The sequence below is a fragment of the Rhizobium brockwellii genome (assembly GCF_000769405.2).
In the GTDB taxonomy this organism is placed as follows: domain Bacteria; phylum Pseudomonadota; class Alphaproteobacteria; order Rhizobiales; family Rhizobiaceae; genus Rhizobium; species Rhizobium brockwellii.
Genome location: NZ_CP053439.1, coordinates 3,379,947 through 3,404,502 on the forward strand (window position 1 = coordinate 3,379,947; position 24,556 = coordinate 3,404,502).

General features: G+C 60.9%; 25 protein-coding genes. 6 read left to right on the top strand and 19 right to left on the bottom strand.

The features are described 5' to 3' along the window. Window positions 1-79 precede the first annotated feature (79 nt). The 6 genes from RLCC275e_RS16840 (at window position 80) to RLCC275e_RS16865 (ending at window position 9,049) form a co-directional block, all read left to right on the top strand. Window positions 80-1,009: an ABC transporter permease gene (locus RLCC275e_RS16840; protein WP_033180652.1), complete on the top strand. Its 930-nt coding sequence runs from the start codon at window positions 80-82 to the stop codon at window positions 1,007-1,009. Then, entirely contained in the window at window positions 1,006-2,133 is a 1,128-nt protein-coding gene (locus RLCC275e_RS16845; protein ID WP_003561936.1) for an ABC transporter permease, read from the top strand. The genes RLCC275e_RS16840 and RLCC275e_RS16845 overlap by 4 nt, the downstream gene beginning before the upstream one ends. 58 nt (window positions 2,134-2,191) lie before the next feature. Then, complete coding sequence (locus tag RLCC275e_RS16850) at window positions 2,192-3,163, top strand: ABC transporter substrate-binding protein (protein ID WP_003561937.1); 972 nt, start codon at window positions 2,192-2,194, stop codon at window positions 3,161-3,163. A gap of 506 nt (window positions 3,164-3,669) precedes the next feature. Next, complete coding sequence (locus RLCC275e_RS16855; RefSeq protein WP_033179996.1) at window positions 3,670-4,860, top strand: efflux RND transporter periplasmic adaptor subunit; 1,191 nt, start codon at window positions 3,670-3,672, stop codon at window positions 4,858-4,860. Between the two features lie 12 nt (window positions 4,861-4,872). Continuing rightward, window positions 4,873-8,199 carry an efflux RND transporter permease subunit gene (locus tag RLCC275e_RS16860; protein ID WP_003561939.1) on the top strand — a complete coding sequence of 1,109 codons (3,327 nt, stop codon included), beginning with the start codon at window positions 4,873-4,875 and terminating at the stop codon, window positions 8,197-8,199. A gap of 166 nt (window positions 8,200-8,365) precedes the next feature. Then, on the top strand, window positions 8,366-9,049 hold the full coding sequence (locus tag RLCC275e_RS16865; RefSeq protein ID WP_033179995.1) for a Crp/Fnr family transcriptional regulator: 684 nt from the start codon (window positions 8,366-8,368) through the stop codon (window positions 9,047-9,049). Between the two features lie 19 nt (window positions 9,050-9,068). Here RLCC275e_RS16865 and ureG read toward each other — a convergent pair whose 3' ends face one another. The 19 genes from ureG to urtA all read right to left on the bottom strand — a co-directional run bounded on the left by ureG (window position 9,069) and on the right by urtA (window position 24,419). After that, window positions 9,069-9,680 (bottom strand): urease accessory protein UreG, encoded by a 612-nt coding sequence (ureG, locus tag RLCC275e_RS16870; protein ID WP_003542294.1) that lies wholly within the window; start codon window positions 9,678-9,680, stop codon window positions 9,069-9,071. Window positions 9,681-9,870: 190 nt separating this feature from the next. After that, window positions 9,871-10,542: an urease accessory protein UreF gene (locus tag RLCC275e_RS16875; protein ID WP_003561942.1), complete on the bottom strand. Its 672-nt coding sequence runs from the start codon at window positions 10,540-10,542 to the stop codon at window positions 9,871-9,873. A 6-nt stretch (window positions 10,543-10,548) separates the two neighbouring features. After that, a complete protein-coding gene (ureE, locus tag RLCC275e_RS16880; RefSeq protein WP_033179994.1) occupies window positions 10,549-11,145 on the bottom strand; it encodes an urease accessory protein UreE in 597 nt (198 codons plus the stop codon). Between the two features lie 148 nt (window positions 11,146-11,293). Next, window positions 11,294-12,157 (bottom strand): GGDEF domain-containing protein, encoded by an 864-nt coding sequence (locus RLCC275e_RS16885; RefSeq protein ID WP_033179993.1) that lies wholly within the window; start codon window positions 12,155-12,157, stop codon window positions 11,294-11,296. A 330-nt stretch (window positions 12,158-12,487) separates the two neighbouring features. Further along, window positions 12,488-13,159: a TIGR02117 family protein gene (locus RLCC275e_RS16890; protein ID WP_033179992.1), complete on the bottom strand. Its 672-nt coding sequence runs from the start codon at window positions 13,157-13,159 to the stop codon at window positions 12,488-12,490. A gap of 31 nt (window positions 13,160-13,190) precedes the next feature. Further along, window positions 13,191-14,903 (bottom strand): urease subunit alpha, encoded by a 1,713-nt coding sequence (gene ureC / locus RLCC275e_RS16895; RefSeq protein WP_003561946.1) that lies wholly within the window; start codon window positions 14,901-14,903, stop codon window positions 13,191-13,193. A gap of 9 nt (window positions 14,904-14,912) precedes the next feature. Further along, window positions 14,913-15,323: a type II toxin-antitoxin system VapC family toxin gene (locus tag RLCC275e_RS16900; protein ID WP_033179991.1), complete on the bottom strand. Its 411-nt coding sequence runs from the start codon at window positions 15,321-15,323 to the stop codon at window positions 14,913-14,915. Continuing rightward, window positions 15,310-15,576, bottom strand: a complete 267-nt coding sequence (locus RLCC275e_RS16905) for an AbrB/MazE/SpoVT family DNA-binding domain-containing protein (RefSeq protein WP_033179990.1) — start codon at window positions 15,574-15,576, stop codon at window positions 15,310-15,312. Before RLCC275e_RS16905 ends, RLCC275e_RS16900 begins: the two co-directional genes overlap by 14 nt. Before the next feature lie 11 nt (window positions 15,577-15,587). Further along, complete coding sequence (locus tag RLCC275e_RS16910) at window positions 15,588-16,226, bottom strand: hypothetical protein (protein ID WP_033179989.1); 639 nt, start codon at window positions 16,224-16,226, stop codon at window positions 15,588-15,590. A 16-nt stretch (window positions 16,227-16,242) separates the two neighbouring features. Further along, entirely contained in the window at window positions 16,243-16,650 is a 408-nt protein-coding gene (locus RLCC275e_RS16915) for a lysozyme inhibitor LprI family protein (protein ID WP_033179988.1), read from the bottom strand. A gap of 22 nt (window positions 16,651-16,672) precedes the next feature. Continuing rightward, entirely contained in the window at window positions 16,673-16,978 is a 306-nt protein-coding gene (locus RLCC275e_RS16920) for an urease subunit beta (protein ID WP_003561953.1), read from the bottom strand. Window positions 16,979-16,988: 10 nt separating this feature from the next. Beyond that, entirely contained in the window at window positions 16,989-17,240 is a 252-nt protein-coding gene (locus RLCC275e_RS16925) for a DUF1272 domain-containing protein (protein WP_033179987.1), read from the bottom strand. A gap of 10 nt (window positions 17,241-17,250) precedes the next feature. Beyond that, window positions 17,251-17,553, bottom strand: a complete 303-nt coding sequence (locus RLCC275e_RS16930) for an urease subunit gamma (protein WP_003561955.1) — start codon at window positions 17,551-17,553, stop codon at window positions 17,251-17,253. A gap of 33 nt (window positions 17,554-17,586) precedes the next feature. Next, window positions 17,587-18,408 (bottom strand): urease accessory protein UreD, encoded by an 822-nt coding sequence (locus RLCC275e_RS16935; protein ID WP_033179986.1) that lies wholly within the window; start codon window positions 18,406-18,408, stop codon window positions 17,587-17,589. Between the two features lie 151 nt (window positions 18,409-18,559). Then, window positions 18,560-19,255, bottom strand: a complete 696-nt coding sequence (gene urtE / locus RLCC275e_RS16940; RefSeq protein WP_003581844.1) for an urea ABC transporter ATP-binding subunit UrtE — start codon at window positions 19,253-19,255, stop codon at window positions 18,560-18,562. A 198-nt stretch (window positions 19,256-19,453) separates the two neighbouring features. Then, window positions 19,454-20,209 (bottom strand): urea ABC transporter ATP-binding protein UrtD, encoded by a 756-nt coding sequence (urtD, locus tag RLCC275e_RS16945; protein WP_003561960.1) that lies wholly within the window; start codon window positions 20,207-20,209, stop codon window positions 19,454-19,456. A gap of 5 nt (window positions 20,210-20,214) precedes the next feature. Continuing rightward, complete coding sequence (gene urtC, locus RLCC275e_RS16950) at window positions 20,215-21,378, bottom strand: urea ABC transporter permease subunit UrtC (protein WP_033179985.1); 1,164 nt, start codon at window positions 21,376-21,378, stop codon at window positions 20,215-20,217. Beyond that, complete coding sequence (gene urtB / locus RLCC275e_RS16955) at window positions 21,375-23,012, bottom strand: urea ABC transporter permease subunit UrtB (RefSeq protein WP_033179984.1); 1,638 nt, start codon at window positions 23,010-23,012, stop codon at window positions 21,375-21,377. The genes urtC and urtB overlap by 4 nt, the downstream gene beginning before the upstream one ends. 114 nt (window positions 23,013-23,126) lie before the next feature. Next, window positions 23,127-24,419: an urea ABC transporter substrate-binding protein gene (urtA, locus tag RLCC275e_RS16960; RefSeq protein ID WP_003561963.1), complete on the bottom strand. Its 1,293-nt coding sequence runs from the start codon at window positions 24,417-24,419 to the stop codon at window positions 23,127-23,129. Between the last annotated feature and the right edge of the window lie 137 nt (window positions 24,420-24,556).

Below are 24,556 nucleotides of genomic sequence, written 5' to 3' on the forward strand. Positions count from 1 at the left end.
TCTCCCCCCTTGTGGGGGAGATCGGCAGGGCAGAGGGGGGTGGCTGCGCGTTCGACGCCAACCAATGGGGGCAGTCGCTGTGAAACCCGACACCTTCAAGGACAAGATCGTCCCCGTCACCACAATCCTGCTGGCGCTCGTCGTCATCTGGTATGTCGCCGCCATCCTCATGAACGCGCCGTTCCAGCGCGACATGGACGGCCGCGCCGGTGTTACACCTACGACCCTCGAATTCATCGGCAAGACGCTGGCGCAGCCGAAGCCGATTTTGCCGGCGCCGCATCAGGTGGCGCAGAACGTCTACGAGAACACCTTCATGCGCAGCCTTTCGAGCAACCGCAGCCTCGTCTATCACAGCTGGGTAACGCTCTCCTCCACCCTTCTCGGCTTCGGCTTCGGCATGCTGCTCGGCATCCTTCTCGCCGTGCTCATCGTCCACAACCGCGCCATGGACCGCTCGCTGATGCCCTGGCTGGTGGCGAGCCAGACCATACCGATCCTCGCCATCGCGCCGATGATCGTCATCATCTCCTATAACGTGCTGACCGGCGACAATGCCGTTGCACACCTCCTCAATCTCGATTCCGACGCCTCCCGTCTTGTCTCGAAGGCGCTGATCTCCACCTATCTCTCCTTCTTTCCGGTCGCCGTCGGCATGGTGAAGGGGCTGCGTTCGCCTGAAATCATGCATCTCGACCTGATGCGCACCTATTATGCCAGCCCGATGCAGACTTTCTGGAAGCTGCGCGTTCCAGCCTCGATCCCATTCCTCTTCACCTCGATGAAGGTCGCGATCGCCGCCAGCCTCGTCGGCGCCATCGTCGGCGAGCTGCCGACGGGTGCTGTCGCCGGCATCGGCTCGAAGCTGCTCGCCGGCTCCTATTACAGCCAGACCATCGATATCTGGGCCGCCCTCGTCGCCGGATCGCTGCTCGCGGGCATCCTGGTTGCGATTGTCGGCGTCGCGGCGAAAATCGTCGACCGCGCCATGGGCGGGAGACCGGCATGAGACATCTGACCTTCTCCTGGCAAGGCGTGCTCGCCCTACTCCTCTGCGTCGGAGCGCTGACGTCCCTCCCGCTCCTGGCCGACGGCGCGACGCGCCCCCTTACCGATGGCACGGCAAGCCTCATTTTCATCATCGTCATCGCGGCTGCCCTGCTGTCTCTAGCACCGCAGCCGCCGGCCTATCGGGCCACCGTGCTGTTTATCGGCGCGCATGGCGCCGCCTGGATGCTGCTTTCGGCTCTTTCCGGCAACGAGGGCGCGGCGACGCGGGCATTCTTCCTGCTGCTCTTTGCGTGCTGGCTGCTTGCCTGGCGATGCGTCACCGAACTGTCGAAACTGCAGCCCGTCACCACTTCCGGCAAGTCGGCGCTCCAGCTCCTGATCCCGGCGATCTTCGGCGCCTGGATCCTCATTCTCTGGGAGGCGGTCACGCGCGGCGCCGGCGTTCCCTTCATCCTGCTGCCGCCGCCGAGCGCCATCGGGGCGCGGTTCATGGCGTCGCTGCCGATCCTCGGCGCGGACGTCAGGCAGACGATTTTCAAGGCGGTGCTGATCGGTTATATCGTCGGCTGCCTCAGTGGCTTCGTCGTTGCGGTGCTGGCCGACCGCATCGCCTTCCTGCGCCGCGGCCTTCTGCCGATCGGCAACATGGTTTCAGCGCTGCCGATCATCGGCGTCGCCCCTGTCATGGTCATGTGGTTCGGCTTCGACTGGCCGTCGAAGGCCGCCGTCGTCATCATCATGACCTTCTTCCCGATGCTGGTGAATACCGTCGCCGGCCTTGCCGCCTCCGGCAGCATGGAGCGCGACCTGATGCGCACCTATGCTTCCGGCTATTGGCAGACGCTGCTGAAGCTCAGGCTTCCGGCGGCAATGCCCTTCATTTTCAACGCACTGAAGATCAACTCGACGCTGGCGCTGATTGGTGCCATCGTTGCGGAATTCTTCGGGACGCCGATCGTCGGCATGGGCTTCCGTATCTCCACCGAGATCGGCCGCATGAATGTCGACATGGTCTGGGCGGAAATCGCCGTCGCGGCGCTGGCCGGCTCGATCTTCTATGGCATCATCGCCCTGACCGAACGGGCGGTGACGTTCTGGCATCCGTCTATCCGTGGTGGCTAGGCGCGCACGGGCTCCAGAAACGGGTCCGGGCATAACTTCAGAGGGTAAGGATAAGAAAATGAGAAAGTTGATGGTTGCAATGATGGCGAGCGCGATGTCGCTTGCATCGGCCCATGCGATGGCCGCCGACAAGGTGGTGCTGCAGCTGAAATGGGTCACGCAGAGCCAGTTCGGCGGCTACTACGTCGCCAAGGAAAAGGGCTTCTATAAGGAAGAAGGCCTCGACGTCGACATCAAGCCGGGTGGCCCTGATATCGCCCCCGAGCAGGTGATTGCCGGCGGCGGCGCCGATGTCATCGTCGACTGGATGGGCGGTGCCCTGGTTGCCCGCGAAAAGGGCGTTCCGCTCGTCAACATCGCCCAGCCCTACCAGAAGGCGGGCCTGGAAATGGTCTGCCGCAAGGACGGCCCGATCAAGACCGAAGCCGACTTCAAGGGCCACACGCTCGGCGTCTGGTTCTTCGGCAACGAATATCCCTTCTTCGCCTGGATGAACAAGCTCGGCCTGTCCACAGAAGGCGGTCCGAACGGCGTCACCGTGCTGAAGCAGAGCTTCGATGTGCAGCCGCTTGTCCAGAAGCAGGCCGACTGCATCTCCGTCATGACCTATAACGAATACTGGCAGGCGATCGATGCCGGCTTCAAGCCGGAAGAACTCACGGTCTTCAACTACACGGAAATGGGCAACGACCTTCTTGAAGACGGCCTCTATGCGATGGAAGACAAGCTGAAAGACCCGGCCTTCAAGGAGAAGATGGTCAAGTTCGTCCGCGCATCGATGAAGGGCTGGAAATATGCCACCGAGAATCCCGACGAAGCCGCCGAGATCGTCATGGACAATGGCGGCCAAGACGACAACCATCAGAAGCGCATGATGGGTGAAGTCGCCAAGCTGGTCGGCGACAGCTCCGGCAAGCTGGACGAGGCGCTCTATGCCCGCACGGCAAAGGCGCTGCTCGATCAGAAGATCATCAGCAAGGAGCCGTCGGGCGCCTGGACGCACGACATCACCGACGCCGCTTCCAAGTAGTTTCGGCAGGATTGCGAAGCGAAACGCGCGGGAATTTTCCCGCGCGTTTTGTCTTTTTGTGGAACGTGATGCCAAAAACTGTCCGCGGTATTCGGACGACATTCTCTATCTATTTGATTTGGATGCTGATTCAGATTTCCGGTCAGTCGGCCTAAATCATCTGCATCCAGCAACCGAAAAAAATGCCTTGCAACTGTCGCATTTATCGGGCGTCAAACGTCTTAGGGATGAGGCGCGATCAATCTTCGTAATGTTGACATAACCTTGCGGTGATTGATTGACGTCGGAATGGTAATTATTATCGCCTAATGGGGAATTGTTTTCTGCCGGACTTGTAGATCGAGCAAATCGATACCACCTACAAGCCGAATTTGCCGGCGAGGGATGAAGACGGCAAAGGATCGGCGGATACCTCTGAGAATGCAGGAAGGGCAGTGGCCTGATCGCGCGCTGAGTGGCAGACGCTCGAGTTCGGCCAACCTTATCATAAGATTGGACGAAGACGCATGGCACGCAAGCCGACTGGAATTCTAGGCGCCTCTACTCTTTTTGCAGCGGCACTTGCTGCATCCACCGCATTTTCGCAGGAAGCGCCGGTCGCAAAACCGCAGCAGAACCTGCCGGCGATCGTCGTCACCACGGCGGTGAACCGCACCCTCGTTGACCGTGTCATCGGCACCGGAACGGTCAAGCCCGTCGAAGAAGTCTATATCCAGCCGCAGGTCGAGGGCCTCTCGATCCGCACGCTGAAAGCCGATATCGGCGATAAGGTTCAGGCCGAAAGCACGTTGGCGACGCTCAACGATGACGCAGTGGTCCTGGAAAAGAGCCAGATGATGGCGACGAAGGCCAAGGGCGAGGCAAGCCTCGCCCAGCTGCGCGCCCAGCTCATCGAGGCGCAGGCCAATGCCGAACAGGCAAGGCAGCAGCAGGCCCGCGCCCAGGAAATGGTCAAGAAGGGCACGGTTTCCACGGCCCAGGTCGAACAGGCCGAGGCGACTGCCGCCGCAGCCAATGCCCGCGTCGTCTCAGCCGAACAGGCGATCGAGGTCTCCGAAGCGGATCTCAAGGTCTTCGACAGCCAGATCGCCGATGCGGATTTGAAGCTGGCGCGCACCGACGTGAAGACGCCAGTCGCCGGTACGGTCTCGGCGAAGAACGCCAAGGTCGGCGCCATTGCCGCCGGCAACGGCGATCCGCTGTTCACCATCATCCGCGACGGCGATATCGAGCTTGTCGCTGAGGTCGCCGAAAGCGATGTCGTCAGGATCATGGCCGGCCAAAAGGCAACGATTTCGCTTTCCGGCAGCCGTGAGAAGCTTTCCGGCGCCGTACGCCTGGTTTCGCCGACTGTCGATCCGGTCACCCGCCTTGGCCTCGTCCATATCTCCATCGATGACGACAGCAAGGCGCGTTCCGGCATGTATGGCAGCGCCGAGATCATCGTGCGCGAGACTGAAGGCGTAGCGCTTCCCCTGACCGCAGTACTTACCGCCAACGAAGGCTCCTCCGCCCGCAAAGTCGAGGACGGCGTGGTGAAATTCGCCAAGATCGAGACCGGCATCCAGGACGGCGCCTATGTCGAGGTGATCGATGGATTGAAGACCGGCGACGAGGTCGTGGCCAAGGCGGGCGCTTACGTCCGCGACGGCGACCACATCACGCCGGTGCGTGAACAGCTCCCGGCTTCCAACTAAAGAGACCATCCGATGAATTTTTCAGCCTGGTCCATCCGAAATCCCATTGCACCGCTGCTGGCCTTCTGCCTGCTGGTGTTCATCGGCATGCAGTCCTTCAACGCGCTGCCGATCACGCGCTTTCCGAACATCGACGTGCCGCTCGTTTCGATCAATGTGACGCAGAGCGGCGCTTCGCCGGCCGAGCTCGAAATGCAGGTGACGAAGGAGATCGAAGACGCGGTGGCCTCCATCACCGGCATCGACGAAATCCAGTCGACGGTGACCGACGGCAGCTCGCAGACCGTCGTCATGTTCCGGATGGAAGTGCCGACCGAACAAGCCGTGCAGGACACCAAGGATGCGATCGACCGCATCCGCAGCGATCTGCCGACTACGGCCGAAGCACCGATCGTCTCCAAGGTCGATGTCGAGGGACAGGCGATCCAGACCTTCGCCGTTTCCTCGCCTGCCATGTCGCTGGAAGAACTTTCGTGGTTCGTCGACGATACGATCAAGCGTTCGCTGCAGGGCCAGGCCGGCATCGGCCGTGTCGACCGTTACGGCGGCGCCGAGCGCGAAGTGCGCATCGAACTTACCCCTGACAAGCTCAATGCCTACGGCATCACCGCCGCGAGCGTGAACCAGCAGCTGCGCGGCACCAACATCGACCTCGGCTCAGGCCGCGGCCAGGTGGCGGGAAGCGAACAGGCGATCCGTGTTCTCGGCGACGCCCGCAACGTCGCCGACCTCGCCAACACGACGATCGGCCTGCCAAACGGCCGCTTCGTCAAACTATCCGATCTCGGCGTCATCAAGGACACCTATGAGGAGCCGAAATCCTTCTCGCGCTTCAACGATACGCCAGTCGTTACCTTCGGCGTTTTCCGCTCCAAGGGCGCCAGCGAGGTCAGCGTCGCCGAAACCGTGGCGCAGAACCTCGACAAGGTGCGGACCGAAAATCCGAATGTGAAGATCGAACTGATCGACGATTCGGTCTATTTCACCTACGGCAACTACGAAGCCGCCATCCATACGCTTCTCGAAGGCGCGCTACTCGCCGTCATTGTCGTCTTCCTGTTCCTGAGGAACTGGCGCGCGACGCTAATTTCGGCAATCGCCCTACCCTTGTCCGCGATCCCGACCTTCTGGATCATGGACATGATGGGTTTCTCACTGAACCTCGTCAGCTTCCTCGCTCTGACGCTCGCCACAGGTATCCTTGTCGACGATGCGATCGTCGAAATCGAAAACATCGCCCGCCACATCAAGATGGGCAAGACGCCCTATCGAGCGGCGATCGAGGCGGCTGATGAAATCGGCCTTGCCGTCATCGCCACCACCTTCACCATCATCGCCGTTTTCGTGCCCGTTTCCTTCATGCCGGGCATTCCGGGCCAGTACTTCATCCAGTTCGGCCTGACCGTCGCCTTCTCCGTCTTCTTCTCGCTGATGGTCGCGCGACTGATCACCCCGATGATGGCCGCCTATCTGATGCGCGCCGAAGACGGCATGGAAGACCATCACGACAATGATGGCCTGCTGATGCGGGGATACACCCGTCTCATACGTGGCACGACCGGACGCTGGTACACGCGTTATGCGACGCTGATTGTCGCGTTCGCTTTCCTGGTCGGCTCCGTTTTGCTGCTGATGCAGGTTCCCGGCAGCTTCCTGCCGCCGGAAGATGCCTCACGCATCGTTCTCTCCGTCGAACTGCCGCCCAATGCGCGCCTTGACGACACCGAGAAGACGACGGATGCGATCTATGACAGGGTCAAGGATATCAATGGCGTCGATAGCGTCTTCGTCCTCGGTGGCGCATCGCCGAAGGGCGATCTCGAACTGCGCCGTGCGACCATTACACTGGCACTCGATAAGCTCGACCAATCGCTGGTCAAGAAGATGGTCAACGACGTGATCGGCCGTATCCCCGTCATTGGCCCGAAACTGCCGAAGGTGGAGGTCCACGGCCGTGAACGCCCGCAGTGGGATATCGAAAAGGAAGTCTTCGCCAAGCTGCGTGACATTCCCGACGTCCGGATCCTGAAGCTCAATGACCGCGGCGAACGCGACCTCTCCTTCAACTTCCTTTCCAAGAACGACAAGGACCTGAACGACGCCGTGGGCATTCTGGAATCCAAGCTGCGCGCCGATCCGCTGCTTGCCAATGTCAGCGCCGACGGCTCCCTGCCCCGTCCGGAACTGCAGGTTCACCCGCGCATGGATGAGGCGGCCCGCCTCGGCATTACGCCGCAGCAGATCTCCGAGACGATCCGCGTCGCCACCATCGGCGATGTCGATGCCGCCCTTGCCAAGATCTCGCTCGACGATCGCCAGATCCCGATCCGCGTTCAGGCCGCACTCGACATGCGTCGCGATCTCGCGGCCATCCGGACATTGAAGATCCAGACCGCCAGCGGCGGCACCGTTCCGCTCGCGAGCGTCGCCAATATCGACTATTCGGAAGGGGTAAGCTCGATCAAGCGCAACAACCGCTACCGCGTCGTCTCGATCGGTTCCGACCTGCCGCAGGGCGTAGCACTCGACACTGCTTCGGCCCGCTTCCGTCAGATCGTCAACGACGCCAATATCCCGGCCACGGTGCACCTTGCCGAAAGCGGCGACACCAAGGTGCAGAGCGAGATGCAGCAGAGTTTCGTCAACGCCATGTTGATGGGCCTGCTGCTGGTGCTGACGGTGCTTATCCTGCTCTTCAAGGACGTGATCCAGCCCTTCACCATCCTGTTCTCACTGCCGCTCGCCATTGGCGGCGTCGCAGCCGGCCTGATCCTCACCAGCAATCCGCTGTCGATGCCTGTCATGATCGGCATCCTGATGCTGATGGGTGTCGTCACCAAGAACGCGATCCTGCTCGTCGATTTCGCAATCGAGATGCGCCATCAGGGCATGCCTCGTGTCGAGGCCATGGTCGAAGCCGGCCGCAAGCGCGCCCGGCCGATCATCATGACCTCGATCGCCATGTCCGCGGGCATGCTGCCTTCCGCGCTTGGTGTCGGCGAAGGCGGCTCGTTCCGCGCGCCGATGGCAATCGCGGTGATCGGCGGCATCATCGTTTCGACCGTGCTCTCGCTCGTCGTCGTGCCCTCCTTCTTCCTGATCATGGACGATCTGTCCCGCCTGCTTGGCTGGGCTTTCGGTCGCCTGGTCGGCAGGAAGGACAACGAGGAACTGCCGCTGTCGCGCGAGGATCTCACCCGCGTCACCCGGGAGAACCGCGACGACATCGACTCGCTGGAGGAGCGCCTGACCGCGATCGAAAAGCCGGAAAGCAAACGCAAGAACGCCAAGGGCAACGACACCAACGTGCTGCGCTTGCCGCCCTTCGCGGCGGAATAAGCAAAACCCAGGAAATGAACGGGCCGGGAGCGATCTCCCGGCCCGTTTCGTTTTTTTGGTCATGTCTGACGGTTGACCAAAATCAATTCCGTCGCCGTCTCCCTCCCGTATTTTGCCCGGCATGCACATGGAATTGGAAAGACCGGCCATATCAGGAGACCGGGAGATGAACAGCACGCTGACATTCAACGGCCATGAGACCGCTGTGCTCGCCAAGGCCGACTTCATGGCCGGGCTCGACCACAACGAGGCTGAAGCCCTGCGCGCCTGCGCCACCGTTCTCTTCTGCGACCCGCACGACGTTCTCTTCGAGGAGGGCGACGAGGCGGCCTATTTCTATTGCGTGCTCAGCGGTTATGTCAGGCTCTATCGCCACAACAGTGACGGCAGGCAGGCCGACATCCGCATCTGCGAGCCTGGCGACAGCTTCGCTGAATGCCTGATCCATACCGACGAAACCTATCGCACCGGCGCGCAGGCGATGGATCATGCCGTGCTGGCGCGCTTCCACATTCCCAAGGTTCGGCTATTGCTCGAGGAACGGCCGCGGATCGGCAAGGCGATCATGCGCAGCCTGTCGCTGCATCTGATCTCGACGATGGAATGCCTGGCAAGCGATCGCATGCAGACCGCACCGCAGCGCGTGGCGCACTATCTGCTGACCCACTGCGCCGGGAACGGTGCAGCCGCTTCGCTGCGGCTGCCCTTTCCCAAAAATCTGCTTGCCCGCAAGCTCGGCCTCGCACCAGAGGCGCTCTCGCGCGCCTTTTCGACGCTGAAGACGAAAGGCGTCACCGTGCGCGGCCGGGCGATCGCCATCAGCGACGTCGACCTGCTGCGGCAGGTCTGACCGCCAAAATCATCCCGCTTTAGAGCCCGCCCTGCTCCCTGAGGAAGCTGACGATCGAGCTGACGCCGTCGCCGCGCTTCATGTCGGAGAACACGAAGGGGCGGCTCGCACGCATGCGTGTCGCATCCCGGTCCATCACCTCGAGATCGGCGCCGACATAGGGCGCCAGATCCTTCTTGTTGATGACGAGCAGGTCCGATCGGGTGATGCCGGGGCCTCCCTTGCGCGGGATTTCCTCACCCTGGCAAACCGAGATGACATAGATGGTGATATCGGCAAGATCGGGCGAAAAGGTCGCCGCCAGATTGTCGCCGCCGGATTCGATGAAGACGACGTCGAGATCGGGGATTCGCTGGTTGAGGCCGGCGATCGCCTGCAAATTGATCGTCGCATCCTCGCGGATGGCGGTATGCGGGCACCCACCCGTTTCGACACCGACGATGCGGTCCGAAGTCAATGCCTGCATCCGCACCAGCGCCTCGGCATCCTCTGTGGTGTAGATATCGTTGGTGACGACGGCGACGGAATAGTCGTCGCGCATCGCCTTGCAGAGCTTTTCGGTCAGCGCCGTCTTGCCCGAGCCGACCGGCCCGCCGATGCCGACACGCAAAGGTCCGTTTCTTGATTTCATGTGCCTTACTCCAATCGAACCCGGATGATAACGAACCCGCCCGCCCGCGCCACCGTCAAATGACTTAGAGCGCCTATTTTTCTTCGCATCACGGAAGCGCTCTATCTCTTTGTTTTCACGCAATTCCGGACGAAAAACCGCTGCGCACTTTTGCTGGAATTGCTCTCACCGCAGCGATAATTTCGGACAATCACGAACGGAACAGCCGCGTCGCCTGCGTCTCGTGACGCAGGCTGGTAATATCGGCCTGCACCGTCGCCGAACCCAGATCGTCAAGCGTCGAGGCTGCCGCCCGCCGGGCGACCTCCGCGATATGGTCTTCCAGACCGGCAAGCACGGCGACGCCATCCCTCTGCCCGGCGACACCGAGGCGGATGCCTGATGAAACCGCTTGTGAGACATAGGCATGCAGGAACGCGGCGAGCGCCTTCTCGGGCCTTATGCCATGAGCGCCCGTCACTGCCCCGACCGCAATGGGATACGCGACCTTGTCAGTTAGCCGCTCGAACACCGCGTCCGGCCAGGCCCGCGCCGCTGCGAGGAAAGCCTCACCGAGCAGCATCGTTTCCTGATGCCGCTCGCGTGATCCGGCCAGCGCCTCGGCGAGTGCAGCGACTTCGGCAAGACGTGCGGCTTCTGCCTGTTGCCTGTGGCTTTCGGCCAGCAGCACCGCATCGTTCCAGGCCGAACCATTGCCGACCAGCGTGCCGATCCAGGCCGCAAGCGAGGTCGCATCCGTAACGAGCCCGTCGGCCACCGCACGCTCCAGCCCGCCCGAATAGGCAAAGCTGCCGATCGGAAAAGCCGGCGAGAGCCATGCCGTCAGGCGCAACAATGCCTGCAGCTCGCGATCCCTGGTCATCAAGGCTCAGTCGTGCTTGTGGTCATGATCATGACCGCGATCGTGGCGGTGCTCATGCTCATGCTCGTAGCCATGTTCGTGATCATGGTCATGGCCGTGATTATGATCATGTGCGTGGTCATGCCCGTGGTCATGATTGTGATCGTGATCATGCCCATGCGAGTGCCCGCCTGGGGAATGATAGGCGCCGCGCGCCGGCTGGAACGGCTCGTCAATCTCGAGGACGACGGCGCCGAGGCCCTGCAGCATGGCGCGGATGACATGATCGCGGAGGATGACGATGCGGTCTTCCTCGATCTGCGCGGCAAGATGCCGGTTGCCGAGATGCCAGGCGAGCTCGACCAGATGGGTGCGGTCGCGACCGCGGATTTCGAAGAGTTTCTCATCAGCGGCGAGGATCTCGATCAGTTCGCCGTCGTCGCGCACCAAAAGGTCGCCATTGGAGAAAAGCACCGGATCCTTGAGATCGAGCATGACCATTTCGCCATTTTCCAGATGCAGCAGCTTGCGGCGCAGATGACGCAGATCATGCGGCAGCTTGACTTGGGCGATCGGGTGGGAGGAAGGGGTTCCGGCGGGAAGATAGGAGGTGACGCGCTGCATGACATGTCCGTTTTTCTGAGAGGACGACCATGCAAAATAGCTCTTCCCGATGCAAGCACCAATGGCCTTTCATCTAAATCAAAAAATAGAGCATGATGTCGTCCGAAAACCGCAAACACTTTTCGGCATCATGCTCCAGACCTGGCTTTTATATTCCGTAAGCCTGCATCACATTGTCGCTCTCCGGTCCTCTGTTCTCGCCATCGACGCCGTTATCGACGAGCCCGTGCCAAGCGTGATGCAGACCTTCCCGTTCGTGTACGACGCGATTGCGCCCAAGCGCCTTGGCGAGATAGAGCGCCCGGTCGGCGGAAGCATAGACCGCCTGCTTGTTGCGCCCGGCGACCAGATCGGCAACGCCGCCGGAAACGGTGATGCGGATATCGTGGCCCTCGGCCCTGATGGCGCCGCCGGCGATCCGGCATCGGACGCTTTCGATGCGCTCCATCCGCGCCTCCAGCGGTTCCCCGGAGACGATGACGCCGAACTCCTCCCCACCCAGCCGTGCGACGACGGACATCTCATTGAAGGCGGATGTGAGCATGGCCGAAACGGCGACGATGACGGCATCGCCGCAGCCATGGCCGAAGCGGTCGTTGATCGCCTTGAAACGGTCGACGTCAAAAATCACCAGCGACGCGTTGCCATCGGTATTCTCAAGCGCCTCGGTAAAGGCGCGCCGGTTGAGCAGCCCGGAAAGCGTATCCGTGCGGCTGAGCTTTTCGAACTCCGCCCGCGAGAGCGCGAGGTCGCGCATGGCAAAGCCGGCAAACAGCGACAGCATGCCGGAAACGGTACCGCCGATCAGCCAAGAAAAGATCGCGCTGAAGCCGATTGCATGGGCGAGCGTCACCGGTAGAAGCCCGAGAAGATCGAGCGACGGCATCGTCAATGCGATGATGACTCCTGAGAGAATAACCGCAAGAAAAGCCATCTTCAGGGCGAAGACGTAGACGTTCTTGCGGTATTGAAGATCGCCAAAATCGGCCTGCAGCGAAATCCAGTTTCTCATGAGAATCAACCTTCTGCTCGGCGTTTCCAGGCATTGATAAGAGCCCAATTGCTGCGGGTGTCTTAATTGACTCGTTAAAATTCGAACGGTTTTGGACGTTTCGGTGGACAGAATTTTTCTAGCAGGGGATGCAGTTTTCCAATCCCTGAATCGAACAGTGTGGAGAGAGAGATAAACAATTGATATGAAAGGGATTTATTGAGCTTCTAGGTGCGGCTGTTCCAGAATGACGTAGCTGAAGAAAATACCGGCTTTTCCACCGATTTTTACAACCAGATGGAGAGCGCTATTCACAATTCACTTTAAGAGCGGACTGGCCCGACAGCTGCTTCAATTGTAGACGGAAACAGACAATCGCAATGCTTGTGGAAGCGGGTTCCATATGCCGGTTCGAAGCCCGGCCGAGCGCAGGGCAGCGGCAGTCCAGGTGTTGCAGCCGAAGAGGGCGTTGAAGTATCCCCTGGCCTCGAAGAACCGATCGATCTCGCCGTATCCGGCATCCGGAATCGGCACCACCGCGCCCGCATCGCGGACGAAGCTCCGCGAGATAAAGTCGCGCAGTTGCGCCAATTGATCCTCACTGACATCGAATGCCGTCACAGTGGACTGTGGCTCGGTGATAGGACCGGCAAGATCCACATGCAGCACCGAACGGTCGATCGTCAGCGCGCGCAACACCGGCAGCGGCTTCAGTTCCGCCCATGTGGGAGTTTCCAGATAGAAGGCACGACCGCCCCAGCCGATAATGAGCCACTCCGCATTCGGATGGCCGAGCGGAAAACCGGTATCGTCGAGGAAGGAAAAGGCAGCCCGCGTTTCCGCGTCGAGCGGAATGGCAATATCGGTATGGATCGGTCCTGACAACAGGAGAATCCGATGCGTCACCGCCGCGGACGACGCCTTGACCGGCGCAATCAGCGGCCGGGGAATGAAGGTCCCGCAAGCCACCGAGAGCAGAAGCAGAAATACGATCCGCAACAACCAGCGGATACCTGTCCTCATCGCAGCCGTCCGTCACACATCGGACGTGGGCCTAGAACAGGAAATAGCGCTGCGCCATCGGCAGCACCGTCGCCGGCTCGCATGTCAGCAATTCGCCGTTCGCCCTGACCTCGTAGGTCTCGGGATCGACCTCGATCTCAGGTGTCAGGTCGTTATGGATCATCGATGCCTTGGAGATGCCGCCGCGCGTATTCTTTACTGCGACAAGTTCCTTGGCCACGCCGAGCCGGCCCTTCAGGCCGGCATCGAGCGACGCCTGGCTGACGAAGGTGACGGAGGAATTGGTGAGGCTCTTGCCGTAGGAGGCAAACATCGGCCGGTAGTGAACCGGCTGCGGCGTCGGGATCGAAGCGTTCGGATCGCCCATCGGCGCGGCCGCGATCGAGCCCCCGAGCAGCACCATATCGGGCTTCACCCCGAAGAAGGCCGGATTCCACAGCACCAGGTCGGCACGTTTGCCGACTTCGACCGAGCCGATCTCACGGCTGAGGCCATGGGCGATCGCCGGGTTGATCGTGTATTTGGCGATATAGCGGCGGACGCGGAAATTGTCGTTGTCGCCCTTTTCCTCCTTCAGCCGGCCGCGCTGGCGCTTCATCTTATCGGCCGTCTGCCAGGTGCGGATGGCCACTTCGCCGACGCGGCCCATGGCCTGACTGTCGGAGGAGATGATCGAGAAGGCGCCGATATCGTGCAGGATGTCTTCGGCAGCGATCGTTTCCTTGCGGATACGGCTTTCGGCAAAGGCGATGTCTTCGGGGATCGACGGCGACAGATGGTGGCAAACCATCAGCATGTCGAGATGCTCGGCGATCGTATTGACCGTATAGGGCCGTGTTGGATTGGTCGACGACGGAATGACGTTCGGCTGGCCGCAGATCTTGATGATGTCAGGCGCGTGGCCGCCGCCCGCCCCTTCCGTGTGGAAGGCATGGATGGTGCGGCCCTTGATGGCGCCGATCGTATCCTCGACGAAGCCGCTTTCGTTCAGCGTATCGGTGTGGATCATCACCTGCACGTCGTATTCGTCGGCAACCGACAGGCAGCAGTCGATGGCGCCTGGCGTCGTGCCCCAATCCTCGTGCAGCTTCAGCGAGGTGGCGCCGGCCAGCACCATTTCGGTCAGCGCCCCCGGCAGCGAGGCATTGCCCTTGCCAGCAAAGGCGAGGTTCATCGGAAAGGCGTCGGCCGCTTCGATCATGCGCGCCAGATGCCAGGGACCGGGCGTGCAGGTGGTGGCGAGCGTGCCGTGTGCAGGACCGGTGCCGCCGCCGAGCATGCAGGTCATGCCGCTCATCAGCGCTTCCTCGATCTGCTGCGGCGCAATGAAATGGATATGGCTGTCCATGCCGCCAGCGGTGACGATCTTGCCTTCGGCGGCGATCGCCTCCGTGCCGGGACCGACGATGATATTGACACCCGGCTGCATGTCGGGATTACCGGCCTTGCCGATCGCGACGATGCGCCCGTCCTTGAGGCCGATATCGGCCTTGTAGATGCCAGAATGATCAACGATCACCGCATTGGTGATGACGGTATCCACTGCGCCATCCGCCCGCGTCACCTGGCTCTGGCCCATGCCGTCGCGGATCACCTTGCCGCCGCCGAACTTCACCTCCTCGCCATAGGTGGTGAAATCCTTCTCGATCTCGATGAAGAGCTCCGTGTCGGCAAGGCGCACCTTGTCTCCAGTGGTCGGTCCGAACATGCCGGCATATGCGGCGCGCGAGATCTTGTAGGGCATATTCTGGTTCTACCTCTGGAGTTCCGAAAAATTGGGAGATTTCGATGCGGCCCTGTCGAAAGTCAGGGTCGTGCGGCAGCCGTTTCGCTTATTGATTTCGCCGATGAGATGGTCAGAAAAATCGCCCGGATATGCGATGAAGCCGCTCAACGATGCCTCCACGATCGCAGCGTCCTGGACCATTACATTTGACATGTGCAGCAGCCTTGTCATGACCCCGGCAATGATCACCTTGCTGTATTTCAGCTTCTGCCGAAGCACCCAGATCGTCTCGACAACGACCACATGGTTGACGAAGAACGGTTCGCGGCTCCCCACGACGGCATCGCGAACCAGGGCGAACTGGTCCGGCGTGTGGTCCCCCTCGGAAAGATCGGTGAGGAAGATCCTGAGAAGGATATTCGTATCAATCCCCAGCATTCCACGATCCCGTCGCCATTGCACCGCGCGCCTCGGCGATCCATTTTTCAATGTCGTCGCCCGAAACCGGTTCGTCGCTCTTCAGAACTCCTATCAAGTCGGCAAGACTTTCTCTCAGCACGCGAACCTCGAAAACGCCGTCGGAATTCGCGACGAAATCGATCCGGTCGCCGGCATGAATGTCCAACGACTTGCGCAACCCCGCAGGCAGCGTGATCTGATTTTTCGATGTGACCTTTGCCGATGTCGCCATAACAAATCTCCTTACCTTTTGTTCAAAATGTAAGGCGTCTTGCCGGATGCCGCAATGTCTGTCCCAAGCCGTCGAAGCCGTCCCTCGTCGATATACCGGTCCACCAGCTGCCGCTCGGCGGCGAACGGATGCCATTCCCAGCCGACATGGCCGAAGCCAGCGAGCGTCACCTCGGCCTCGTCATGTCTCTCCAGCACCTCACCGATCACGATCATGCCGCTGCTCGGCACCACGTATGGCTGAGGATCAAAAGCCGAAATCGCTGTATCGACGGCATCGTGAATCGACTTGCCGATGACGACGTGCCTTTTGCCGGTGTCTGTGCAGAAGGCGCTGAACTCAGCGGTATAGTCGTCGCAGAAATCGTCGAGTTCCGGATGAGAGACGGCAAGCGGCGCCCGCATCGCGGCGAATTTTTCCGGGTCGCGTACGCTCCAGATTTCTCCAGCCGAAACGACGCCCGGATGGGCGTGCCACTCACGCGAACCGAGCATCGCCTTTGCCGGCCTGCCGGTATTGCAGACCGCGACGGCATCCGTGCGGCTGCCGCCGGCGCCATAGGAGCGGCAATCATTGAAGCGGATGACAATATCGGCGGCATCGATGATGCCAGCCCCGCCCTCCTCAATGTCGCCATTGCCGACGATCATAATTTTCCTGATCACCTTAGTTGCTCATCGTATCTTCAAGCTCTTTCAGCTCTTTCGTGCGTTTGTCCGTGATGTTGGCGAGACACCCGGCGACCAGCATCGGCTCCATCGTGCCGCCACGGGCCTGAAATCCAAAGGCGTCGCATTCGGCGTCACGATAGTCGATCCAGGCGCGCTGCGCCTTGACCAGCGCCTGCTCTGCGCCCTTCATGTCGCCATCCAGGCCCTTGTCGATCGCCGCCAGGGCGGCGCGCGTCTTCTTATATTGCGCATTCAGCGCCTTGTCGGCAGTCTCGTGGCGCGCCGCCTCGCAGCCAGTCATGTCCGATTGCGTCTTGGGATTGTTGCAATCCATATCCTCAGCAGAGGCAGCACCTGCCGTCAGCAGCATCGCCGCCCCGACGAGGCAGATATTCAAGCGCATGCACTTCTCCCGTATTTTGTCCTTAAAGCTTGCCCATCACCAGCTGACGGAAACCGTAGACCTCGCGCTTGCCGGAAAGCGGGATCAGCGTCACCGAGCGCGTCTGCCCCGGCTCGAAGCGCACCGCCGTCCCCGCCGGGATATCGAGCCGCTTGCCGTGTGCTACCGCGCGATCGAAGGAAAGCCCAGCATTGGTCTCGGCGAAATGATAGTGGCTGCCGACCTGCACCGGCCGATCGCCGGTATTGGAAACCTCCAGCGTCACCGTCGGCGCGCCGGCATTCAGTTCGATGTCGCCGCTTGCGGCAATGATCTCGCCTGGAATCATCTCGTCCTCCTTAAGCCGCCTTGGGCGCGCAGCCCTCGGCCTTCAGTACGCGCTTCGTCGATGCCGGATTTTTGGCGAGCATGGCCGCCGGCCGAATAGGCCTCGCGACGAGATTGCCGCCGCAGTTCGGGCAGACACCCTTCAGCACGCCGTCCACGCAATCGGCGCAGAAGGTGCATTCGTAGGTGCAGATCCGTGCCTCAGCGCTGTCAGGCGACAGATCCTTGTCGCAGCATTCGCAATTGGGCCTGAGTTCCAACATTCCTATCTCCTCACCGGATCGGTTCGTGCACGGTGACGAGCTTGGTGCCATCGGGAAACGTTGCCTCCACCTGCACGTCATGGATCATCTCTGCAATCCCCTCCATCACCTGGTCGCGGCCGATCACATGGGCACCGGCTTCCATCAGCTCGGCAACCGGACGGCCGTCGCGGGCGCCTTCGACGACGAAGTCGCTGATCAGCGCGATCGCTTCGGGATAGTTCAGTTTGACGCCGCGCTCCAGCCGCCGCCGCGCCACCATCGCCGCCATCGAAATCAACAGCTTGTCTTTTTCTCTCGGAGTGAGGTTCATCGCTTGTCCATCTGCTTGATCGAATGCTGTAGTTCATAGATTCCAGACTTTCGGCACAGGCGCACCATTGCGCAAGGCGGAAATGACCGGGATCAGGATTTTTCTGAGTGAGAAGCCGTCGGCTGCGGCAAGGCGAATGACGAGCTTGCCATTCCAAGCGCTTGCACCGCCCATCGATCCTTCGACGAGCGGCCGGACTTTGCCAAGATAGGCTTCTGAAAGCGGCCCGGCATAAAGCAGGGTCGCAAAGGCCACCTGTCCGCCGAGCACCGCCTGTCGCGCCGTCAGCGCCGCCACACCTTCGGAAAGTCTGAGTTCCTCGGCGTGGATCAGTTGGCTCGAACGACGGATGCGCCAGCGGTCGCGGAACAGCCCTGATACCACCGCCTCACCCATCGCCTTGCGGCCGAGCAGCACGGCTTCCACAGCGAGAAATTCGGCGCTCTCGTCAAGATCGACATCCAACCGGCGGAAAAGTGCGGCCCGATCGAAGAGGATCGTTTCCTGCGGCAGCCAGTCGACGCGGGCTTGGGCTCCGACCTTGATGCTGGTCGCCACCTCGGCGATGCCGGCCGAAGCCTTGTAGATCTTCTCGCAAGCTTGAGTGGTGACGTCGATGCGCGTACCGGCACCGGCATCCACGCTCCAGGCCATGCGGTCACCGCCCGTCAGCCCGCCAGCGGTATTGATGATGACGGCTTCCATGGAGGCGTCGAAGGTATCGGGCAGGCGGATCTTCGCTGCCCCCTCCTGATAGAGTTCACGGATGCGCGTGCGGCCATCGAACAGCTTTGCCACCAGATGTCCGCGTCCTTCCGCTCTTTGAGGTCTCGTGCCTGCCGCCGCAATCGTCATATCGTCCCTTTCGGTCGCGCCCCTGGTTTTCATTCAAGCGCGCGGATAACGGAAAGCAAGCAATTCCTATGCCGCCCCGAGCAGACCTTTGGCAACGGCGGAAGGTTTTCCAGGCGCCGCGCCCTCTGCTGCAAAATGCGGCATCTGCCGGTCAGACAGTCAGGTGGCGGCGGGCCTCCGGCGTATCCAGCGTCTCGGCAAGCCCTTCATGCACGATTTCGCCACGGTCCATGATGTAGACATAGTCGGCAAGCTCGCGGCAGAAATCGAGATATTGTTCGACGAGCAGGATCGCCATGCCTGTGGAGTCACGCAAATAGCGGATCGCCCGGCCGATATCCTTGATGATCGATGGCTGAATGCCCTCGGTCGGCTCGTCGAGCACGAGAATCCTCGGCCGCGTCACCATGGCGCGCCCGATTGCCAGCTGCTGCTGCTGCCCGCCGGAAAGATCGCCGCCGCGACGTGACAACATCGACTTCAGCACCGGGAAGAGACTGAAGATGTCATCGGGGATGTTGCGGTCGCGGCGGCCAAGCGGCGCAAAGCCGGTTTCGAGATTTTCCTTGACTGTAAGTAGCGGGAAGATTTCGCGCCCTTGCGGCACATAGCCGATGCCCTGCTTGGCGCGGGCAAAGGGCGGCAGGCCGTTGAGCCTGGTATCGTTGAAGGTGACGGTGCCGGCCGACAGCGGATGCTGGCCGGTAACGGCGCGCAGAAGAGAACTCTTCCCCACGCCGTTACGCCCCAGCACGCAGGTGATCTTGCCCATCTCGGCCTTGATCGAGATGCCGCGCAGCGCCTGAGCGGCGCCATAATGCAGGTTTGCGTTTTCGACTGTCAGCATCGGTTTCCCTTTACATTCAAACTACTGTCGGAGCAGGCCGCTGCCCCTCATCCTGCTGCCGCCACCTTCTCCCCGCTTGCGGGGAGAAGGGAATATGCCGCGACCTATCCGTCCCTCGTCCACCTCTCGCATGGCACGTCCCCTCGCCCCGTTTACGGGGAGAGGGTTAGGGTGAGGGGCATCCGGCAAACACGACGCTCACCGCCCCAGATAATTCTCGATCACCTTCGGATCCGAACTCACAAAATCGATCGATCCCTCCGCCAGCACCGATCCTTCAGCAAGGCAGGTCACCTTGACGCCGAGGTCACGGATGAAGCCCATGTCGTGCTCGACGACGACGACCGACCGGGTTTTGGCGATATCCTTGAGCAGGATCGCGGTTTCCGCCGTCTCCGCATCGGTCATGCCGGCCACCGGTTCGTCGACGAGCAGAAGCTTCGGCTCCTGCGCCAGCAGCATGCCGATCTCCAGCCACTGCTTCTGCCCGTGCGAGAGATTGGCGGCGAATTCGTCGCGGCGATGCGTCAGCCGCACCGTTCCGAGGATCTCCTCGATGCGCGCCTTGTCCTCGCCGGAAAGCCGGTAGAGCAGCGTCGAGAACACACCACGACGTCGGTTCAGCGCCAACTCCAGATTGTCCCACACCGTATGGCTTTCGAAGACGGTCGGCTTCTGAAACTTGCGGCCGATGCCGAGCTGAGCGATATCGGCTTCGTCCTTCTTGGTGAGATCGATCGTGCCGTTGAAGAACACCTCGCCCTCATCGGGCCGGGTCTTGCCGGTGATGATATCCATCATCGTCGTCTTGCCGGCGCCGTTCGGGCCGATGATGGCACGGAGTTCACCGGGCTCGATGACGATCGACAGCGAGTTCAGCGCCTTGAAGCCGTCGAAGGAAACCGACACGCCGTTGAGATAAAGCACGCTGGTGGGTTTGACGTCGGGGATCATGGCGCTCACTCCGCTGCCTGGATTTTCGGCTCGATACCGTCTTCCTCAGCCGCCGGTGTACCCGCCTTGGAGACAGGCTTCCGCTTGCCGAGATATTGCGCAATCGTGCCGACGACACCCTTCGGCAGGAACAGCGTGACCGCGACGAAGAGACCGCCGAGTGCAAACAGCCAGAATTCCGGGAAGAGACCGGTGAAGATAGTCTTGCCGCCGTTGACGAGGATCGCGCCGATGATAGGCCCGATCAGCGTCGCCCGCCCGCCGACCGCGGTCCAGATGACGACTTCGATCGAGTTCGCAGGGGCGAATTCGCCCGGATTGATGATGCCCACCTGCGGCACGTAAAGCGCGCCGGCAATACCCGCCATCATCGCCGAGACGACGAAGGTGAAAAGCTTGAAATGCTCGACGCGGTAGCCGAGGAAGCGCGTGCGGCTTTCGGCATCGCGCACGCCGACCAGCACCTTGCCGAACTTAGAGCGCACGATCGCCGAGGCGATCATCAGCGATAGAGCGAGGAAGATCGCAGTTGCGGCAAAGAGGGCTGCACGCGTGCCGTCAGCCTGGACGTTGAAACCGATAATGTCCTTGAAATCAGTGAGGCCGTTATTGCCGCCGAAGCCCATGTCGTTGCGGAAGAAGGCCAGCAGCAGCGCGTAGGTCATCGCCTGGGTGATGATCGAGAGATAGACGCCGTTGACGCGTGAGCGGAAGGCAAACCAGCCGAAGACGAAGGCGAGCAGGCCGGGTACGACGAGCACCATCAGCGCCGCAAACCAGAAATGGTTGAAGCCGTACCAGAACCAGGGCAGATCCTTCCAGTTCAGGAACACCATGAAGTCGGGCAGAACAGGGTCTCCGTAGCTGCCGCGCGTGCCGATCTGGCGCATCAGATACATGCCCATCGCATAGCCGCCGAGCGCAAAGAAGGCACCGTGGCCGAGGGAGAGGATGCCGCAGAAGCCCCAGACGAGATCGAGCGCCAGCGCCAGCAGCGCATAGGTCAGATACTTGCCGAACAGCGACATGATATAAGTCGGCACGTGCAGCGGATTGGTCGGCCCCGTCATCAGGTTCATGACCGGCACGAGGACCGCGACCAGAAGCAGGAGGGCGATGGCAATAACGATCTTGCGATCGAGTGATCGGAGAAGGAAGGCCGTTATCATGCTTCCACCGCCCTTCCTTTGAGTGCGAAGAGCCCGCGCGGACGCTTCTGGATGAAGAGAATGATGAGGACGAGCACCAGGATCTTACCGAGCACGGCGCCGGCGAAGGGCTCGAGGAACTTGTTGACGACGCCGAGCGACAGTGCGCCGACCAGCGTCCCCCAGAGATTGCCGACACCGCCGAAGACGACGACCATGAAGCTGTCGATGATGTAGCTCTGGCCGAGGTTCGGCGAGACATTGTCGATCTGGCTGAGCGCCACGCCGGCGATGCCGGCAATGCCCGAGCCGAGCGCGAAGGTGAAGGCATCGACCCAGCCGGTGCGGATGCCCATCGACGACGCCATGCGCCGGTTCTGCGTAACGGCGCGCATCTGCAGGCCGAAGGCGGACCGCTTGAGCAGCAGGAGCAGCGCCACAAAGACCACCATCGAAAAGACGATGATCCACAGTCGGTTCCAGGTGATGGAGAGCCCGCCGAGATCGAAGACGCCGGACATCCAGCTCGGATTGCGGACCTCGCGGTTGGTCGGACCGAAGCTGCTGCGCACCGCCTGCTGCAGGATCAGCGACACGCCCCAGGTGGCGAGCAGCGTTTCCAGCGGCCGGCCGTAGAGATAGCGGATGACGGCGCGCTCGATTACCAGACCGACGAAGCCGGTAAAGACGAAGGCCGCAGGCACGGCAAAGGCCAGCGAATAATCGGCAAGTTTAGGAAAGGCGGAGGTGATGTACTCCTGCACCACATAGGTGGTGTAGGCACCGATCATCACCATTTCGCCATGCGCCATGTTGATGACGCCCATGACGCCGAAGGTGATGGCAAGGCCGATCGCTGCAAGCAGCAGTACCGAGCCGAGAGACAATCCGTACCAGATATTCTGGACGATATCCCACAGCGCCAGGCTGCGATTGATGGAGCTGATATCCGCCTGGATCACCGGCTTCAGGTCGTCAGGCGCGGTTTCGAGCGTCGCCGTGAGGATGGTCAGCGCATCGCGATTGCCGCGCGCCGCGATCGTATCGATCGCAGCCTTCTTGTCTTCGACGCTGGCATCCGTCTTGAGCAGCAGCACGGCGCGCGCCGCTTCCATCGTATTCTTGATCTCAGCGTCCTTTTCGGCCGCAAGCGCCGAGTTCAGCAGATCGAGATTGGCGGGATCGGCATCTTTCAGAAGGCCCTGCGCCGCGGCAAGCCGCGCGGAACGGTCCGTGCTCATCAGCGTCAACTGGCTGGTGGCAGCGCCGATGACGCCGCGAAGCGCGTTGTTGATCTTGACCTTCGTCATCAGATCCGGATCGACATCGGCAGCGGCTTCGCCGGTGATCGGATCGGAATAGGTCGGTTCGTCATCGGTACCGCCCTGGAGGAGAACCGGGCCGCCATCGGAATTGACGTAGAGAAGGCCGTCGCTCAACTGCTGCAGGATCTGGCTGACATGCTGGTCCTTGGAAGCGACCAGCGCTTTGATAGCCGCTTCGCGTTCCGGGAAGTCGCCGACGCCGAGCGCGTCGATCAGCACGTGGATATCGTCCTGGGCCTGGACTTCGCTCGAGATCGTCACGCCCGAAAATGTCAGGCCCGAAAATGTCAGGCAAACCGTGATGAGGAAAATCTTTATGGCGCGATACATCGGCTTTCTCGCCCTTGATAGTGTTGGCCTCGCGGCGCAATCGCTGGGACGGAGCTTCCGCCCGGGATCAACCCCGGACGGAATCCTTCAGGCAATCATCGGATCGGGTCGTACTCAGGAGCCCTTGCCACCGCACTTGCCCGTAGCGACGTTGAAGTTGCCGCAGGACATCGGCTTGCGCCAATCGGAGATCAGGTCCTTGGAATCAGGCAGGAAGTCGGACCATTCGTCGCCGACGACGGCAGGTGTCTGCTGGACGATTTCGAACTGGCCGTCGGCCTGGATTTCACCGATCAGCACCGGCTTGGTGATGTGGTGGTTCGGCATGACGGTTGCATAGCCGCCGGAGAGGTTCGGAACGCTGACGCCGATGATGGTATCGAGAACCTTGTCGGTATCGGTCGTGCCGGCAGCCTGGACGGCCTTAACCCATGCGTTGAAGCCGATATACGCAGCTTCCATCGGGTCGTTCGTCACGCGCTTGTCGTTCTTGGTGAAAGCGTGCCAGTCCTTGATGAACTTCTTGTTGGCAGGGCTTTCGACCGACTCGAAATAGTTCCAGGCAGCGAGATGGCCGACGAGCGGCTTGGTATCGAGGCCGGCAAGCTCTTCTTCGCCGACCGAGAAGGCGACGACGGGGATGTCTGTTGCCTTGATGCCCTTGTTACCCAGTTCCTTGTAGAACGGAACGTTGGCATCGCCGTTGATCGTCGAGACGACGGCGGTCTTCTTGCCGGCCGAACCGAATTCCTTGATCTTGGAAACTTCGGTCTGCCAGTCGGAGAAGCCGAACGGCGTGTAGTTGGTCATGATGTCTTCTTTCGGAATACCCTTCGAAATCAGGTATGCCTCGAGAATCTTGTTGGTCGTGCGCGGATAAACGTAGTCCGTACCTTCGAGAACGAAGCGCTTTACGCCTTCTTTTTCCATCAGGTAGTCGACAGCTGGAATGGCCTGCTGGTTCGGAGCAGCACCGGTGTAGAAGATGTTGCGCGAGGACTCTTCGCCTTCATACTGGACCGGGTAGAAGAGGATCGAGTTGGTCTCTTCGAAAACCGGCAGAACGGACTTGCGCGACGAGGACGTCCAGCAACCGAAGACGGCGGCAACCTTGTCCTTCTGGATCAGCTCACGTGCCTTTTCGGCAAACAGCGGCCAATCGGAAGCCGGGTCGACGACGACGGCCTCGAGCTTCTTGCCGAGAAGGCCGCCCTTCTTATTCTGCTCGTCGATGAGCATCAGCATGGCGTCCTTGAGCGTGGTCTCGGAGATGGCCATGGTGCCGGAAAGCGAGTGCAGAATGCCGACCTTGATCGTATCATCGGCGGCAACCGCACCGCTGAAGGCAGCCGAGGCCGCCATGACGGCGCCGAGTGCAGCGCCCGTAATAGTAGTTCTGAGATTCATCTGGTTGAGCCCCTCTTCTTGTTCCGCAACAGGCCGGAAACGGAGATTAACTGTTGCTTAAGGGACTATCGGGTGCTGCAGCGCAAAAACACATACGCAAAATGACGTAGGTCCGGGGGCCAAACAGGCAGGTCAGA